This is a genomic window from Streptomyces nigrescens, assembly GCF_027626975.1.
Classification (GTDB): domain Bacteria; phylum Actinomycetota; class Actinomycetes; order Streptomycetales; family Streptomycetaceae; genus Streptomyces; species Streptomyces nigrescens.
Map to the genome: position 1 here is coordinate 2,055,154 of NZ_CP114203.1, position 16,017 is coordinate 2,071,170.

The following is a 16,017-nucleotide window of genomic DNA, read 5'->3' on the forward strand; positions in this document are numbered from 1 at the left end:
CAGAAGGAATGAGGAATCCGCATGCGCAGGAACGACGGGATCATCGCCACCGGCGGCTCGAATGTCGTCGGCAACGCCGTGGCCAGTGGCAGGAACGCCAAGGCGGAGGTCCGGGACAGCGGGCTGACCCAGTACGGCGACGGGCAGCAGCCGTCGCCCCAGGACCTCGACGCCCTGCTCTCCCGGCTGATCGACGAGCTCGGCCAGTCCGACCACCCCGAACGCGACGATCTGATCGAGGCCGCCGAGGATGCGCGCGAGGAGGCCTCCTCGGAGACACCGCGCAAGGGCAAGCTGAAGGTGTTCGCCAGGGCGCTCGTGGGCGCGGTACCGGGGTTCACCGCTCTGACCACCCTGGCGGTGGCGATCGAGCAGGCGATCCACGGGCTGTAGCCGGGGCCGGCGCGAAGGCCGGGTCCATGAACGCGAAGGCCGGGTCCATGAACACGAGGCCGGCTCCATGAACACGAGGGACATCGGGGGGAGATGACCATGCCGTCCTGCCTGCACTGCGGCGCGCTCCAAGAGGATGCCGCGGCGACATCCTGTCCGAGCTGCGGCATGCCGCGCGGGGGCGGGGTGTCCGCCGCCGCCGACCGGCCCGCCGGGACCGCCGGGCACGGCTACGTCCGTGTGGGGCCCACCATCCTCCCGCTGTGGCTGCTCTGGCTGATGGCCGGTCTGATCGTGGTGGGCGGGGTGACCGCCGTGGTTCTCGCCTCGTCCACCGGCTCCTCGGACGACGGGGCGGTCGACGTCATCTCGTCGGCCACCCCGACCCCGACCCCGGACCCGGCCATCGGCTCCATGCCGCCCACCGACATCGGCTCCATTGCGCCGACCTACCCCGAGACCATGCCGCCGACCGACCTGGAGACCCCCAGCCCGTCGGACCTCTCACCGTCCCCCGACAACGCGAGCGCCATCGTGGAGGAGTACTACCGGGACATCAACGCCGGGGACTTCTCAGGGGCCTGGGACCTCGGCGGCAAGAACATCGGCGGCAGCTCGTACTCGAAGTGGGTCTCAGGCTTCGACACCACGGCGCACATCGAGCTCAGCGCGGTGAACGACGGCAGCCCCGGGCAGGTCGGCGCCGTCCTCCGGGCGACCCAGACCGACGGCTCGGTGCGGGTGTACCAAGGGACCTACACGGTGTCCGACGGCGCGATCGTCAGCGCCGACATCACCCAGCGGTGACCGTCCGCCGGCTCGCCCCTCCCCCGCGGGGCAGGGCGCTCAGCGGAAGGCGGCGGCGTGCTCCGTGGCCCATTGCCGGAAGGGGGTGGCGGGGCGGCCGGTGAGCTGCGGGACGGTGTCGCGCACCTTCAGCAGTTCCTCGTTGAGGTCCCCGCCCATGAGGTCGAGCACCGCGTTCGCGGTCTCGTCCCCCATGAAGGAAGCCATCTGCCGGTGGGCCTGCTCCCGGCTGATCCCGACCAAGGACAGCTCTTGTCCCAGAGCCGCAGCCAGGGCCGCCACCTGCTGCCGTGCCGTGACGCGCTCCGGTCCGGTCAGCGGGTACGTCCGCCCTCGGTGGCCCGGCTCGACGAGCGCCGCTCGGGCCACTGCCGCGATGTCCGCGGGATGGATTGTCGGAAGCCCCAGATCCGCGTACGGCACATGGACCGTCCCGTGCTCGCGGATCGATGTCGCCCACCACAAGGTGTTGGAAGCGAACTGTGTCGGCCGCAGGATCGTCCAGGCCATACCGGAGTCCTTCAGCAACCGCTCGACGGCCGCATTCACCCCGGCGGCGGGCAGGTGCGGATGGGTCTGCACCGTGATCGACGACACGAGGACCACATGCTCCACACCTGCTTGCCGGGCAGCCTCAAGAACCTCACTCTCTGCCCCCATGCCCTGCACCAGGAACAGTGAACGCACGCCATTGAGCGCCGAGTTGAGGGATCCCGCCCGTCCGAGATCCCCCTCAACGGCTTCGACTCCTTCAGGGAAGGTGACCCGTGCGGCGTCCCGGGTAAGACCTCGCACCGGCCCTGCACCGCATGCGCGCAGCTCCTCCAGCAGAGCGCGTCCAATATTTCCGGTGGCTCCTGTCACGAGGATCACGGGTGCCTTCTCCTGCCGTCAGAGGGTGGTCAGCTGGAGAGCACGCTAGAACCTCAACTTTGCTTGAGGTCAAGAGGGTTCGCGGGCGATGCCGACCGGCCGCCGGGCGGGCGATACCGACCGGCCCTCCGGCTCCGCTCATGGCCTGCCGTCAGCGAGCACGCGCCGGGGCGAAGGGGATCCCCGACGTCATGGCGCGACGGCCGACCATCAGGGACTCGCCGAGGAAGCTCACGCCGATGGAGAGCTGGAGGGGACGTGCGTGCTCGTGCATGCCCATCTTCACCGCCAGGACACTGAAGCCGGCCGTGAGCGCCAGGGTGCCGATCACGGCGAGGAAGGTGCGGCCGGTGTACCGCTGCCACAGGACGCCTCCCTTGTCGACGAGTTGAACGGTGGCGCCGCGGAGTGCGCCGAGGGCCGCACCGAAGACGGCGCCCGTGATGACCCAGGTGAGGTCGGTGCCGGTCAGATCCGTCCTCTTGACGAGGGACAGGATGCCGATCCCGGTCAGGATCGCCGGGGCCACGAAGAGGTCCCTTGCGTTGACCGGTTCGCCGATCATCCGCTTGATCACGACCGCGATCACGACCACCGCGATGATCGCGGCGAGCAGCCAGGGGTTCACGCAGATACCACCCATCTTGATAGCACGATTGAGCTAAAAAAATGTTAGCCCGGTCGTGCTATAAAGGCAATGTGCCGAAGATCGTTGATCCCGTGGTCCGCCGCAGGGCGGTGGCGCAGGCCGTCCTGTCCGTCGCCGCCCGGCAGGGGCTGGAGCATGCGTCGCTGCGCAACGTCGCCGAGGAAGCCGGACTCGCCATCGGCTCGGTCCGCCACTACTTCGCCGATCACGACGAGTTGATGACCTTCACCATGCGGGAGCTGAGCCGGCGCATCGGCGACCGCGTCCGCCCCCATGCCGAGCGACTGCTGGCCCCCGACGGCCACACCGACCGCCGGGCCGAGACAGAGGAGCTCCTGGCCGAGCTCCTCCCCCTGGACGAGCCCCGCCGCCAGGAGGCGGCACTCTGGCTCGCGTTCACCGCCGCCGCACACACCCGCCCCGAACTGCGGCCCTGCGCCGCCGAGATGCAGGCCGACCTGCACAGCCTGATGTCGCGCGTACTGCACGAGGCCCAGTCCGCCGGCGGGCTGCCGGACGGCATGGACGTCGAACTGGAAAGCACGCGACTGGCCGCCCTCCTCGACGGACTCACGCTCCAGGCAACCCTGCTGCCGGACCGCTATCCGCCGAAGCTGCTCCGACAGGTACTGCGACGGCACCTGGAAGCCCTCAGAGCCGGCAGCTGACCTGATGCCGGCGCCCTCGGCCGGACGCGAGCCTCCTCGCCGTGACGGCAGGGTCACATGGAGCGGCTGCCCCGCCGCTCAGGCCTGTGGGTGGACGTGGAGGTCCAGTCCGGCAGTTCCCGGTGACTCCGCGCCCGGCAGCAGTCGCATATCGCGGCCGTAGTCGCCGCCGACGAGCGACCGGAACGGGACCGGCTCGTCCGTGAAGAGGCCGTCGAGCCGTTGTCCGTACGCCTGCTTCGCCGCCGTGAAACGGTCCTGCGGCAGCTCGTTCGCGTCGTACACCGCGAACGGTTCGAGCGGCGCCATGCCGGTGAACCAGAACAGGCCGTGCTGCACCGGGTGGAGGACGTCCGCCAGCCGGCCGTGAATGCCGCGGTCGGAGAACGCCGACTCCCGGGCGCCCATCGTTGCCGACAGCAGCGCACGCCGTCCCGCCAGGGCGCCTTCGCTGTAGGGCGGCGGCACCTCCGGGCCGTAGCCGAACCCGCTGGTGAACACCCGGTCGATCCAGCCCTTCAGGATCGCGGGCACCGAGAACCACCACATCGGGAATTGCAGGATCACCGCGTCCGACCAGCGCACCTTCTCCTGCTCCGCCGCGATGTCGGGCGCCAGCCGGCCCGCCAGCGTGGACCGCTCGGAGGCGGCCATCACGCCCAGTTGCCGGTCCGCCGGGTGGTCGGGGAAGTCGTCGGCGTCCACTGCTGCCTTCCACTTCATCGCGTAGAGGTCGGACACCCGCACCTCGTGCCCTGCCGCCCGCAAGTGCTCGACCGCAAAGGTGTGCGGCTTCGTTCATGTCCCCACGTTCTCCCGGGCGCGAGCGGGTAACCAGCACCCTGTTCGACCGGCGGAATGGCGGTCCTGGTACTGCGAGGGCCACGCATACTTGAGCCCATGGACGGCGTGGACCACATCGAGCGCATGGACGGCGTAGACGGCGTAGACGACCGGATCGAGGGCGGGGGCGAGGGCGGGGGCGGGGGCGGCGGTGCCATCGAGTGCGCCGAACGCGCCGGCGGGGTCGACGGGGTCGGCGATGCCCAGCGGGCGCTCGGGGGCTTTCTGCGTGCCCGCCGGGGGCGCGTCGCGCCGGAGCACGTCGGGCTCGCCGGGGGCCGTCGCCGACGGGTGCGCGGGCTGCGCCGTGAGGAGCTGGCCCAGCTCGCCGGGATCAGCGTCGACTACTACGTACGCCTCGAACAGGGGCGGGCCACCCAGCCGTCCACCGAGGTGCTCGACGCGCTCGCCGGGGCGCTCGGTCTCGACGCGGCAGAGCGCCGGCATCTCGCCACCCTGGCCGGTGCCAGGCGTGACCCCGCGCCCAGGGCCCGGGTCAGCCCCCTGCTGCAGCGGCTCCTGGACTCCATGGCGCCTTTCCCGGCCTTCGCGACGAACCACCGCCTCGACGTGGTGGCCTGGAACGGTCTGGGTGCCGAGCTGATCGGCGGGGTGGCCGACCCGGGCCGCCGCGACCGGAACAACGCCAGATACCTCTTCCTCGACCCCGCCTCCCGGACCGTCCACCCCGACTGGGAGGACCGGGCAGGCGAGGCCGTGGGCCAGCTGCGGGTCTCCGCGGGGCGTTACCCCGACGACGCGGAGCTGACCGCCCTGGTCGGCGAACTGTCCGCGCGCAGCGCCGAGTTCCGGCGGATCTGGGAGACCGGCGAGGTGGTGATGTGCGCGGCGGGGCGCAAGCGGCTGCGGCACCCGGAGGCCGGGCTGCTCACCCTGGACTACGAGACGCTGCACGTCCCGGCCGCGCCCGGTGAGACGGGTCTGGTGGTGCATGTGTTCAGCGCCGAGGAGGACAGCGAGGCGGCCGTCGCCCTCGGCCGGCTGGCGATGACCGTGATGGCGCCAGCCCAGCGGTCGGCCGGGGCGGATTCCGCCGAGGGTGGCGGCCCACGCTGACCACCCCGAGGGCCGCTCGTCGCGGGGCTCTACGCCGGCTGTGTGGCAGGGCGTGGTGGTGTGAGAAGCCGGAGGGCCAGGATTCCGCTGCCCAGTCCGATGGCGGCGGCGACGGCGAACACGGCGGTGAGGCCATGGGCGTAGGCCGCGTGGAGGCCGGTCCTGCCGGACGTCGTGGAGAACCGATGGAAGACGGAGCCGAGTACGGCGATGCCCAGGGCCAGGCCGAGTTGGCGGGCGCAGTTGGCCGCCGCGGAGGCGACTCCGCTCTGTGACGCGGGTGCGGCGGACATGGCGGCGGACGGCAGGACGGGCGAGACGATGCCCGCGCCGACCCCGGTGACCACCAGGCCGGGGATCAGCGCAATCCAGGACGAACCGGCGCCGATCGCCAGCATGAGTACGTTTCCCGCTCCGACGGCGAGCGCGCCGCCGCCGAGGGTCCGGTGCGCGGGCAGCCGGTGCAGCATGCTGCCGGCCACGGCCGAGGTGGCGAAGAAGGCCACCGGCTGCACGGTGATGACCAGGGCGGTGGACAGCGCGCTGAGCCCCGCGCCGTCCTGCAGCCAGAGGGAGATGACCGGCAGCGCCCCGAATCCGGCGAGGTAGTAGCCCATGGCCGCGACCAGGGTGCCGTTGAACTCCCGCTTGCGGAAAAGGGCCGGCGCGATCATCGGGTTGCTGCCGGTGCGTTCGGCGAGGAGGAACAACGCGAGCATCGCCGCCCCGACGGCGAAGCCAAGCACGGCCGGGCCGGAGGTCCACCCCTGCTCACCCCCGTTGATGATGCCGAAGGTGATGCCGAGGGCCGCCGGCGTGAACGTGACGATGCCCAGGTAGTCGATGCGGGTCGGGGTTCTGGCGTCGTCGGTCAGCACCGCTGCGGAGAGCGCCAGGGTGGCCAGGCAGACCGGCACTCCGACGTGGAAGATCCACTGCCAGGACAGAAACTGCGTCAGGATTCCCCCGGCGACATTGCCGATGCCGGCGGCGGCACCGGCGACCGCACCCCATACGGCGAAGGCCACGCCTCTGTCGCGGCCGGTGTACGTCAGTCCGATGAGCGGCAGCAGCGTCGAGAACATCGCGGCACCGGCCAGTCCCTGTACCGCGCGTGCCGCGATCAGCGTCATGACGTGGGTGCAAGACCGCAGGCGAGGGTGGCGAGGGCGAAGACGGTGAGGCCGGTCAAGTAGAGGCGTTTGCGGCCCAGGTTGTCGCCGAGTGATCCCATGCCGAGCAGCAGGCCGGCCAGCGCGAGGGTGTAGACATCGATGATCCATTGCAGGGAGCTGAAGCTTGCGTGCAGGTCGTCGGCCACGCCGGGCAGCGCCACCGTCACGATCGTCGAGTAGACGAGCAGCATGAACGTTCCCGAGCAAGTGGCAACCAGCGGCAGCCATTTGTGCATCAGTGCTTCCTTCCGGGGGCGGGGTGACTCCGGAAACAGCCTGCTGTAATAGGCTTGTGCAACAGAACCCTTACGGAGAAGATCCCGTACGGCTCATCGTCGATCTGGCGGCCGTACCGCCCCGCTCCCCCGAGGAATTCGCCGACCGCTGTGTGAAGGCGGGCATGGCGATCGACCGGCCGGTGGGTGAAGCCGATCTGGCGGAACTCCTGGCGTTCATCCCGCGCTGGCTGGCGGTGGTCGATGCCGAAACGCCCCGGCAGAGAGCGGCCGAGCTGAACGAACTGCTGACGATGTCATCGAGCCATCCCCGGCTCACCGACCATGCCGACGGCGGCTGGCACATCCACTACCGCGACGACGATCTGGGACTGGCCGGTGTGGTGCGGGCCGTGGTCAGCGTCGGTACGGCGCTGCACCTCACCGGACGCGGTATGGACCGGCTCAGCCGCTGCGCCCTGGCCGAATGCGGTCGCGCGTACGGCGACTTCACCAGGGCCGGCCGGCAGCGCTACTGCTCCCATGCCTGCGCGAATCGCGATGCCGTGCGCCGCTTCCGCGCACGGCGCGCGGAACGCAGCGGGTGAGAGCGGCGGGGGTGCGCGCACCCGTAGGGGCGGAAGCCGGCACCCCGCCGGACGCACCGGTCGGGGCGCGGCGGTATCCGGCGCGGAGGGGAGGATGGGAATGCTCCCCCACCCTCCCCCGCACCGTCGTTTCCCGCAGGCGCGCGTACGGATCCGGCCTACCCGATGTAGTCGAGCAGGGCCCGTGCCTCGGCCCGGCGCCGCTCCGCGGTGGCGTCCGGGCCGCTGCCGTCCTCGTCGCCGTAGTCGTCCAGGACGGCACGGGCGCGGGTGTCGGCGGCGGAGTTCCGGCCGAGGTCGGCCTCCAGCCAGGCGGCCATCAGCTGGGCGCCGGTGCGGTCGTGGCGACCGGTCTCGCCGAGCGGGGCCAGGACAGTGATCGCCTTCTCCGCGTAGCCGAGGGCTTCCTCGTAGGCGTGCCGCGCCGTGCCGTCGTGGTCCTCGTCGCCGGGCTCGGACGCGCAGCCGCGGACCAGCAGTTCGCCGGTCTGGCGGTAGGTGCCGGCGAGTGCGGTCCGCAGCATGGCGTGGCTGTCGTCGTCCGCCGGTTCGGCGACGGCCTCGGTGAGCAACTGCTCGGCGGTGGCCATCAGATCGCGGGCGGCCGGGAGGCCGCGCCCGGCGTCGCGCAGCGCGAGCCAGGCTTGGGCCCGCACGGCGCGGGCCGCATTGTGCGGCCGGCCGAGGCCGCGCCAGAGTTCCTCGGCGCGGGCGTAGGCAGCGGCGGCCTGCTCGTTGAGCCCGGCGCCGTTGAGTGCGTCGCCGGCGAGGTGGGCGAGGACGGCGTGGTCGCGCTGTCCGTCCCAGCCCTTGGCGATGTCGGCCGCGAACAGGAACTGTTCACTGGCCTGCCGGTGGTCGCCGAGCGCGTCCAGGCATTCGCCGAGCCACCAGCGGGCTTGCACGACCTGTCCCTCTTGGTGGTGCTCCTGGAGGTCCGGCAGCGCACTCTCCAGGACGGATGCCGCCTCGTCGAAGCGCCGGAGGCGGAGCAGGGCGCCACCGAGCACCAGCCGCGCCCAGGCGGCGAGCGCTTCGCTTCCGGCCGCCTCGTCGGCCCAGTGCGTGGCTTCGAGGGCGTGGCCGGCCACCTCGTTGTCGTCCTGACCGGAGGCGGCCAGGGCCTCGGCGAGGATGAGGTGGAGGTGGGCGCGGCCGAGGGGTTCGAGCAGCTCGGCGCCGTGGTCGAGGGCGGCGCGGGCGGCCTTCTCGGCCTGTTCCGGACGGCCCAGCGCGAGGGAGAGTTCGGCGAGCCGGGCCTCGGCCTCCGCGGCGAACCAGGGGGCGGCGGCCTCGTGGTACAGCTCCACCGCCCGGGCGAACAGCTCCGCGGCCTGCGGGGCGTCGCCGCGCCCGGCGAGCAGACCGCCCAGCAGACAGGAGGTGTCGGCGATGCGGGAGCGCATCCGCCGGTCCTCTGTGCGGTGCTCCTCGGCGAGACGGAGCACCGCACGGAGCTCCTCCGCGAGGGCTTCCGCGGCCGCCTCGGGGTCCGGCGCCGACGGGAGCGTGCCCCGCCGGACGCGGGCGGCAGCCAGGAGCGCCCCGGTCAGCTGCCGGGCGGTGGCCCGGCCGTCGGCGTGCAGGGTGCGCAACTGTCCGCAGAGCGCGTCGAGTTCGGCGAGCCCCTTCTCCGTACGGCCGGAGACCGCCGTGGTGTAGGCGGCCCGGGCCCGGCCGGCGGCGCCCTCGCCAAGGTCACCCGCGGCCTCGAACTGCTCGGCGGCCCGGCGGAACAGCGAGACGGCCGTGTCCGGGTCGTCGAGCGCGTCGACGGCGGCGTGGTAGGTCACCTCGGCGCTGGCGGACGCGTCCAGTCCGGTGCCGGTCCGTTCGGCGGTTTCGGCCACCGCCCGCCATGCGGCGCGTGCGTCCGGGTGCTGGGCCAGGGTGAGGCGCCGGGCCTCGGCCAGCAGTGCGGCGAGGTCCTCGGAGCCGGCCTCGGCCGCCACCGGAGCGGATTCCGGAGCGGATTCCGGCGTGGACTCCGGCGCGGACTCCGGCGCGGACTCCGGCGCGGACTCCGGCGCAGGCTTCGGCCGGGCGACGGACCCCGGGGCGAGCCGGGCGCCGCGGACACCGAGGGGGAGCCGGTCGGTGAACGGGGTGCCGGCCATCCGCGCGGCCACCCGTGTGCCGACCCGGTCGGTGGCGTTGCGCTCGTCAAAACGGCGGGCCAGGCCGTCGGCGGCTTCCCGCGTACGGGCCAGGAGCTGTTCCGCGGTGACGGTGATGCCGCCCGGCAAGGGCACCGGGCGGTCGGCGTGGCCGAGTTCCACCAGACGGCGCAGCAGCAAGGCCGCCGCGCTCAGTATCTCCAGCCGGGAGAGCGGTTCCCCGTCGTTGTCGAGATACGCCGCATGCTCGGCGAGGATCTCCAGGCCACGGGCCTCGTTGCCGGTCAGTGCGCAGAATTCGATGTGGCGGGCGAGGGCCGGTACGAGGCTGCCGTTGCCGCGGGCCAGGCGATAGCCCCGCAGATGGTTGCGGCGGGCCTCGTCGAACCGCCCGAGACGCAGCAGCGGCACCAGGGACAGGGCGAGGATGAGGTGCGGCTGCTCCGCACAGGACTGTTCCCCGTTCAGTACGGGTGCCCAGGTGGCGAGGGCGCGCTCGTCGTCCGCGTGGTCCGCGTGCCATTCGCCCTGCTCGTTGAGTTCGCAGGCCAGGCAGTCGCTCATCCGGTCCCGGTCGGCGCCGGTCCACTCCTCCAGCAGCCGGGCGGCCAGGGCGTCGTCTCCGAGGTGCTGGGCGAGGTAGAACTCGGCCGAGCGGACCGGCCGCAGGGAATACCCGGCGATGCGGTAGTGGCGCTCCATGTCCGGGAGCCAGCGGCGGATGGCGTCCAGCGGGATGTCGGGGTTGCCGGTGAGGCTGTAAATGATCCATTTGAATCGCCAGTGGAGCCGGTGGAGTGCCGGGCCGCTGAAATCCCCGGGGTTCTCGTCCCACATGCGCAGCAGCCGGGAGAACGGCACCAGCGTCTTGCCGCTCTCCGAGCTGAACTGGTAGGCGCTGATCAGATCCAGCAGTGCGTCGAGGAGCAGTTGCCGGTCGCCGGCCGTCTCGGCGAGGGCGACGAGTTCCTCGGCACGGTGGGTGCGGGCCGGCCCCTTGGGCTCGGCGTCGTTCTCCCACAGGGCCTGGCGGATCGACTCGACGGTGTGCGGCGTGCCGTTCTCGTACGTCATCGGCTTTCCTCCTGGCCGTCCGAGTGCGTGGCCCAGCGCAGCAGGTCCAGGAACGCACGGTTGAGCAGCGCCGAGTCGGCGGGCCGCAGCGGGCGCGGGGCCATCAGCAGGGCCTGGCCGTACAGCGCCTCGGCGGCGGTCCCGACGAGTTCCGGATCATCGATCCGGGCGATCCGGCGGACCAGCGGGTTGTGGTGGTTGAGGACGAGCCGGGCACGCGGTGCGCTGCCGCGCAGGCTGCCGAGGATGCCTGCCCACAACTCGTCCGCCTGCGATTCTTCCTCGGCGCGGGCCCGTTCCTGGCGGGCCGAGCGGTCGTCCAGGTGGAGGGCGGGGACGGACACCGGGTGGAAGGTGCGCAGCACCACGTCGCAGCCGAGCGGGTCGAGCTTGCTCCGGGCGGCGCCGAGGAATCCGGACAGGGCCAGTTCCTCAGCGGGGTCGACCGGGTCGAGGTGGGCGGTGACGGTGTCGGCGTCGAGTTCGGCGATATCGGTGCCGGGCCGTACCGACGGCAGCAGTTCGACGAGCTCGGCGTCGTAGGTGTAGCCGCCGTTGACGACGCCGATGCCCTGGGCGGCGGCGATCGCGGCGACCTGCCGGTACTCCTCGACGGTCCGCGTGAAGTGCACGACGGGGTGCCTGCGGGCGAACTCCTCCAAGGACAGCTGCCCGTCGGTGGTTTCGAACGGCAGCCAGGGCAGCATGGTGGTCAGCACGTCCCGGTCGTGCCTGGCCAGCGACTTCACGCCTAGGTGGTGCACGGACAGGAACTGTGCGAGCCGCTCGGGCTCTCCGGCGGCGAGTGCGGTGAACCAGTCCTTGATGCGCGCACCGAGGGCGTCACGGACCGCGGCGAGGGTCTCGTCGGCGTACAGGCTCTCGCGGGAGGCGGTGGGGCGCAGGCTGTCGGTGTCGATGACACAGCGGACGAAGAACGCCCAGTCGGGCAGCAGTTCATCGGCCCGCTCGGTCAGCAGCATGCCCTTGAGGTGGACCCGGTGCCCGGCGCGCTGGGCGGGGCTGACGGCGGACGGCAGGACGTAGGCGACACCGCGTACGCCCGCGACCGGCACATCGAGGTCGATGGAGTCGAGCGGGGTGAAACCGAAGAGCTCATGACAGTGGCGGGCGAGGGCGACACGGCGTGCGGCGGGGTTCGGGTAGCCGCGCTCCCAGACGGCCGGGCGGTCGGTGACCGGCTCCTCCCCCACCCGTACGTCATAGGGCAGAAGCGTCCCGAAGTCCTTGGCCAGGCTCAGTACCCGGTCCTCGGCGAGCCATTCGGCGGCGCCGGGCCGGGCCGTGAGGTGCACGGTGGTGCCGGGCTCGGGGTGCGCGTCTCCGGGCAGCGTACGCACGGTGTACGAGCCGTCGTCGCGGGCCGTCCACTCGACGGGCGGGGCGGTGAGGTCTCGCGCGGAGCGGCTGACGACGCGGATTTCCTCCGCGACGACGAAACACGCCAGCAGGCCGATGCCGAACTGACCGAGAAAGTCGGCACGGGCCGACTCCAGGCCGTCGCGCTTGGAGCTGCGGCCAATGGTGGCCAGCAGGCTGTGCACATCGGCCTCGGTCAGCCCGATCCCGGTGTCCGTCACGCGCAGCCCCCCGGCGTCCGCGTGCAGCCGCACCCGGGCAGGGCTGTCGGGCTGCTCGGCGCGGCGTGCGGTGACGGCGTCCACGGCGTTCTGCAGCAGTTCGCGCAGATAGACCCGGGGGCTGGAGTAGAGGTGGTGGGAGAGCAGATCCACCAGGCCCCGGAGATCGACCTGGAAGGTGTGCGGTATGTGATCAGCAGTCATTTAGGGGTGCGTCGACGGACATTCACTGCCCTGCCGCGCGGATAGTGCGGCCGTGGCCGCCAGTGGTCAGGGCTGGCCATCATAGGAGCCGCGCCGACGACCCGACCATGGAATTCCGCCCCGCCGGGCGCCCGGGTCACACCGCCCGACGGGACGCCTCGACCGCGCGCCGCCTGACGGGACGCCTCGACCTCGCGCCGCCCGACGGCCTGTTGGCACGTTCGATACCTCTCTTTGCACAAGGGGAAGGAGCAACGTTCGGGCGGGGGCAGGCCGACCCCCGGGCGGTGACCGCAGCCGGTCGGATTCGGCCCGGCCGGACGACCCGGCCGGACGACCCGCCCCGAGCACGGTAGGCGCGGCTTTCCCTGCCCCGCCCGTGACGCGTTCGTGGGCGGCGGGATATGGCCCCTCGGGGCCGCCGGAGTCTTTGTCGCCCCGGCGGCGCCCTCGGGTCATCTGCCTTGATTCCAGTGGCCGGCAGGACGCCTACCCGCGCCTCACCCCGCCCCGGCGAGAGCTGTCCGCGTCGGCCGGTGGTCGGCCCTTCCCTTCTCGTAGACGGTGAGGCCTCGTGCCAGGTGGAGGGGTACCAGCAGCAGTTCGACGATGAGGGCCTTCCAGGCGTAGACGAGGTTGACGGCCTTGGTTGCGTAGACGCAGGGGATGTTCAACAGCACTGTGGGCAGGGAGAGTTTGCGGCGGCGGGCGGCGTAGAGGAGTGGTGGGATCGTCAGGAGCAGTTCGGCGCCGGCCCACCAGGCGAAGGCGAGTGCGGGTGGCTGGTCGGTTGTTGCGACGAGCAAGAACGGAGTCGCCCACCACAAGGGCGCGGTGAGGATCTCCAGGAGGGCGAGCAGCACCCAGACCGCCAGCAAGGGTTTGTGGCGGATCAGCCGCCCGAGGTGGAGCCGGACGTTCTGGCAGAAGCCGGCCATCCAGCGCCAGACCTGTTTGCGGAGGTAGGTGAGGTCCTCGGGGTCGGCAGCCAGCGCGACCGCGTCGGAGACGTAGACCGCGCGTCTGCCCGCGATCTGCTGGGACCACGTGTAATCCATGTCTTCGACGATGGTCCGCTCGGGGAAGCCGCCGAAGGTCATCAGGTCGTCGCGCCGGAAGACGGAGCAGCAACCCGAGCACACCATGGGGCTGTTGGCGCGGGCCTGGATGGGGCGGTGCCAGTGGAACCCGAAGAGACACAGCAAGGCATCGTTGCAGGTCAGAGGGTATTTCGGGGTCAGCAAGTCAGTACAAAGTCAGCATCGGCGGCGCTACGCCGGGAAACGGGCCGACTCCCGGGGGTCATGCGGCACGCCGTGGTCCAGACCTCCGCAGACGTCCGGGGTCGAGACCCGATGCCAGTTGTCGCACCACAGTAACCCAAGTTCGAACAGCCCCCTGGCCCCCTGGAGTTGTGAAGTTCGGCCGTGCTGGGCGACGGGTTGAGTGGGACCTGGCTCCTCAGGCCGCCGACGCACCGACCACATCACCATGACCATGGCCAACAGAGCACCGGTGCGCCGACCCCACCCGCGAAAGGCACACCACCGTCCACGCGCTACTGGCCAAGGGCCACAGCAGGCGTGCCATCGGCAGCCAGCTCCACATGACCCACCGGACCGTCAAACGCCTCGCCGACTCCGCCGCCCCAGAAGACCTCTTCCAGGGGCAATGACAGAGCCGGCCCACGAAGCTCGACGACTTCAAGCCGTACCTGGACGAACGATGGGCCCAGGGCTGCACCAATGCCGGGAACCGGGGGGAAGATCATCGCCCGCGGCTACAAGGGTGGTTACGGTGCCGTGCGCGTACATCTATCCCAAGCGGACCTCGCCCAGCCGATCAACCCGCGGCCGCGGTCGCCACGCACCGTCGCCGGATGGATCCTGCGGCACCCGGACAACCTGCCCGAAGCTGAGCGCCTCCAGCTCAAGGCAGTACTGGCTCACTGCCCTGAGCTGGATGCCCTCACCATCGCCGCGCCCTCGCGCCGTTAGCCTCGGCGCCCTGGCCGGACCACTCAGCCACGCCACCTCTTCGCCCCGCTCGCCCTCGGTACCGCGCCCGCTGCCTGGGATGTCTGCTCAGCTCCCGAAGCACGGATCGATGGTCACGGCCTGCCAGCCCACCCCCTGAAGCCGACGGCGGCGTCGGCGGGCCGCCGAGCCGCCGACGGTGTACATAGGAGATGTGCGCCTGCGGCAGCCGCCATCGGTTCTCCGTCGGTCGTGGCGACCCCGTCATGTACTGGTGGTGTTCCCCCTCGGCCTGATCGTGGTCGTCACGGTGGTCGATATCCTCGCCCCGCCTGACGTTCACCTCGGCCCCTTGCTGGTCGCAGCCCCGGCAATCACGGCCGCTATCGGCGGGGCCGGGCTCGTGGCGTCGATCGGGGCCCTGGCCGTAGTGGCCCAACTGATCATCGCCCTGGTGCGTGGCGGATGGATCACGCTCAACCACCAGATGCAAATCCTCGCCCTCGTGATCGTCACAGCGGTCATCGTGATCTTCTGCGAGCTGCGCGAGCGCCACCACCAGCAGCTGACACAGGTGCGCTCGGTATCCGAGACGGCACAGCGCGTCCTGCTACGCCCGCTCCCTCGCCGCATCGGCCCTCTCAAGGTCGCCTCCGTCTACCTGGCCGCCGAGGCCGAGGCACACATCGGCGGCGACCTCTACGCCGCCGCCCGAACCGACGACGGAACCCGACTGATCATCGGCGACGTTCGCGGCAAGGGACTGAGCTCCATCAGCGACGCCGCACTACTCCTCGGCGCATTCCGTGAAGCGGCCCACCAACACGCCACCCTGGCCGAACTCACCCGCTACCTGGAGGAAAGCGTCAGCCGCGGCCTGGCAGAGCTCACCGAGACCGACCATGACGCCGACGAGGACTTCGTCACCGCCGCCCTCCTCGACATCCCCGACGACGAACCTGTCATCCATCTCATCGACTGCGGACACCCACCACCCCTGCTCCTACGCAATCACCAGGTCACACCACTCCAGGTCCGCCAACCCGAACCACCACTGGGCCTCGGCGAATTCACGGACCCCGGCTACCGCGTCGAAACCTTCCCCTTCGAGGCCGGCGACCTCCTGCTGCTCTACACCGACGGCGTCATCGAGGCCCGCGATCGCGCAGGCGCCTTCTACCCGCTCGCCGAGCGCATCGCATCGTGGGACGGCGACGGCGTCGAGGCGCTCCTCCGGCACATCCGCGATGACCTGCTCGCCCACAGCGACGGCAGCCTGGGCGACGACGCCGCCATGATCGCACTCTCACGCACCCCCGCATCCTCGACAGCACCGGCAGCCAAGTGAGCCGGAGAATCCGGCAGATGTCGCCGTCGGGACAGGTCTGGCGGCCAGTGACGGCAGCCTTCCCGGCCAGCTCCTGCGAGGCCGCCCGCCCGTCGGGGGCGCCCGGCCGCTTGGCGTTGGCGTACGCGCCGCTGCTCGAGGAACTCGGCCTCACCGACGTCTCCGTCGTCGTCAACTCCATCGTGCGCCCCGGCACCCACGCCAAGAAACACGCCACCAGCACCATCGGACCGTAACGCCCGAAACAGGGAATAAATGCCGGACGGCGGAGCACGGTCGCGACGGGCGCGGTCACGATCGCACGCGTTTTCCGACCACCGCCCCTAAAAACCGTTTGAGGTCGCCTGCAAAAAAATCCACGGCAAGAGGGAAACATCTGCCCGCAAGGG

The 16,017-nt window shown here is 71.2% G+C and carries 15 protein-coding genes; 7 read left to right on the forward strand and 8 right to left on the reverse strand.

The annotated features are described in order from the left end of the window. The first annotated feature begins 21 nt into the window (after nt 1–21). Together STRNI_RS09285 and STRNI_RS09290 are read left to right on the forward strand one after the other, a co-directional pair. Nucleotides 22–393 (forward strand): hypothetical protein, encoded by a 372-nt coding sequence (locus tag STRNI_RS09285; protein ID WP_159485554.1) that lies wholly within the window; start codon nt 22–24, stop codon nt 391–393. A gap of 93 nt (nt 394–486) precedes the next feature. After that, the gene (locus STRNI_RS09290; protein WP_229838413.1) at nt 487–1,200 is read left to right on the forward strand and encodes a hypothetical protein; all 714 of its coding nucleotides are present in this window, start codon (nt 487–489) and stop codon (nt 1,198–1,200) included. Nucleotides 1,201–1,239: 39 nt separating this feature from the next. Here STRNI_RS09290 and STRNI_RS09295 read toward each other — a convergent pair whose 3' ends face one another. Together STRNI_RS09295 and STRNI_RS09300 are read right to left on the reverse strand one after the other, a co-directional pair. Continuing rightward, nucleotides 1,240–2,073 (reverse strand): SDR family oxidoreductase, encoded by an 834-nt coding sequence (locus STRNI_RS09295; RefSeq protein WP_159485556.1) that lies wholly within the window; start codon nt 2,071–2,073, stop codon nt 1,240–1,242. A 151-nt stretch (nt 2,074–2,224) separates the two neighbouring features. Continuing rightward, a complete protein-coding gene (locus tag STRNI_RS09300; protein ID WP_037741184.1) occupies nt 2,225–2,716 on the reverse strand; it encodes a DUF1453 domain-containing protein in 492 nt (163 codons plus the stop codon). A gap of 56 nt (nt 2,717–2,772) precedes the next feature. Between STRNI_RS09300 and STRNI_RS09305 the strand changes: the two genes are divergently transcribed. After that, nucleotides 2,773–3,390, forward strand: a complete 618-nt coding sequence (locus STRNI_RS09305) for a TetR/AcrR family transcriptional regulator (protein WP_229838412.1) — start codon at nt 2,773–2,775, stop codon at nt 3,388–3,390. 78 nt (nt 3,391–3,468) lie between these two features. Here STRNI_RS09305 and STRNI_RS09310 read toward each other — a convergent pair whose 3' ends face one another. Continuing rightward, nucleotides 3,469–4,131 carry an NAD(P)H-dependent oxidoreductase gene (locus STRNI_RS09310; RefSeq protein ID WP_277410915.1) on the reverse strand — a complete coding sequence of 221 codons (663 nt, stop codon included), beginning with the start codon at nt 4,129–4,131 and terminating at the stop codon, nt 3,469–3,471. Nucleotides 4,132–4,290: 159 nt separating this feature from the next. Between STRNI_RS09310 and STRNI_RS09315 the strand changes: the two genes are divergently transcribed. Then, on the forward strand, nt 4,291–5,310 hold the full coding sequence (locus STRNI_RS09315; protein WP_277410916.1) for a helix-turn-helix domain-containing protein: 1,020 nt from the start codon (nt 4,291–4,293) through the stop codon (nt 5,308–5,310). Nucleotides 5,311–5,339: 29 nt separating this feature from the next. Here STRNI_RS09315 and STRNI_RS09320 read toward each other — a convergent pair whose 3' ends face one another. Together STRNI_RS09320 and STRNI_RS09325 are read right to left on the reverse strand one after the other, a co-directional pair. Continuing rightward, nucleotides 5,340–6,443: an MFS transporter gene (locus STRNI_RS09320; RefSeq protein ID WP_277410917.1), complete on the reverse strand. Its 1,104-nt coding sequence runs from the start codon at nt 6,441–6,443 to the stop codon at nt 5,340–5,342. Continuing rightward, nucleotides 6,440–6,721: an MFS transporter gene (locus STRNI_RS09325; protein ID WP_277410918.1), complete on the reverse strand. Its 282-nt coding sequence runs from the start codon at nt 6,719–6,721 to the stop codon at nt 6,440–6,442. The genes STRNI_RS09320 and STRNI_RS09325 overlap by 4 nt, the downstream gene beginning before the upstream one ends. 56 nt (nt 6,722–6,777) lie before the next feature. Between STRNI_RS09325 and STRNI_RS09330 the strand changes: the two genes are divergently transcribed. Continuing rightward, nucleotides 6,778–7,308 (forward strand): CGNR zinc finger domain-containing protein, encoded by a 531-nt coding sequence (locus STRNI_RS09330; protein ID WP_018088935.1) that lies wholly within the window; start codon nt 6,778–6,780, stop codon nt 7,306–7,308. A gap of 158 nt (nt 7,309–7,466) precedes the next feature. On the opposite strand, the gene STRNI_RS09335 is transcribed toward STRNI_RS09330, so the two are convergent. The 3 genes from STRNI_RS09335 to STRNI_RS09345 form a co-directional block, all read right to left on the reverse strand. Further along, a complete protein-coding gene (locus STRNI_RS09335) occupies nt 7,467–10,499 on the reverse strand; it encodes a tetratricopeptide repeat protein (protein WP_277410919.1) in 3,033 nt (1,010 codons plus the stop codon). Further along, the gene (locus tag STRNI_RS09340; RefSeq protein ID WP_159485564.1) at nt 10,496–12,304 is read right to left on the reverse strand and encodes an HSP90 family protein; all 1,809 of its coding nucleotides are present in this window, start codon (nt 12,302–12,304) and stop codon (nt 10,496–10,498) included. Before STRNI_RS09340 ends, STRNI_RS09335 begins: the two co-directional genes overlap by 4 nt. A gap of 500 nt (nt 12,305–12,804) precedes the next feature. Beyond that, the gene (locus tag STRNI_RS09345) at nt 12,805–13,548 is read right to left on the reverse strand and encodes a glycosyltransferase family 2 protein (RefSeq protein ID WP_277410920.1); all 744 of its coding nucleotides are present in this window, start codon (nt 13,546–13,548) and stop codon (nt 12,805–12,807) included. A gap of 1,006 nt (nt 13,549–14,554) precedes the next feature. Here STRNI_RS09345 and STRNI_RS09350 point away from each other — a divergent pair. After that, a complete protein-coding gene (locus tag STRNI_RS09350) occupies nt 14,555–15,628 on the forward strand; it encodes a PP2C family protein-serine/threonine phosphatase (protein WP_277410921.1) in 1,074 nt (357 codons plus the stop codon). A gap of 17 nt (nt 15,629–15,645) precedes the next feature. Further along, a complete protein-coding gene (locus STRNI_RS09355) occupies nt 15,646–15,864 on the forward strand; it encodes a hypothetical protein (RefSeq protein ID WP_277410922.1) in 219 nt (72 codons plus the stop codon). Nucleotides 15,865–16,017 lie beyond the last annotated feature (153 nt).

Coding starts and splice junctions, on each gene's coding strand:
- STRNI_RS09285 (WP_159485554.1), top strand. CDS start 22: ATGCGCAGGAACGACGGGATCATCGCCACCGGCGGCTCGAATGTCGTC.
- STRNI_RS09290 (WP_229838413.1), top strand. CDS start 487: ATGACCATGCCGTCCTGCCTGCACTGCGGCGCGCTCCAAGAGGATGCC.
- STRNI_RS09300 (WP_037741184.1), bottom strand. CDS start 2,716: ATGGGTGGTATCTGCGTGAACCCCTGGCTGCTCGCCGCGATCATCGCG.
- STRNI_RS09315 (WP_277410916.1), top strand. CDS start 4,291: ATGGACGGCGTGGACCACATCGAGCGCATGGACGGCGTAGACGGCGTA.
- STRNI_RS09320 (WP_277410917.1), bottom strand. CDS start 6,443: ATGACGCTGATCGCGGCACGCGCGGTACAGGGACTGGCCGGTGCCGCG.
- STRNI_RS09325 (WP_277410918.1), bottom strand. CDS start 6,721: ATGCACAAATGGCTGCCGCTGGTTGCCACTTGCTCGGGAACGTTCATG.
- STRNI_RS09335 (WP_277410919.1), bottom strand. CDS start 10,499: ATGACGTACGAGAACGGCACGCCGCACACCGTCGAGTCGATCCGCCAG.
- STRNI_RS09340 (WP_159485564.1), bottom strand. CDS start 12,304: ATGACTGCTGATCACATACCGCACACCTTCCAGGTCGATCTCCGGGGC.
- STRNI_RS09355 (WP_277410922.1), top strand. CDS start 15,646: ATGTCGCCGTCGGGACAGGTCTGGCGGCCAGTGACGGCAGCCTTCCCG.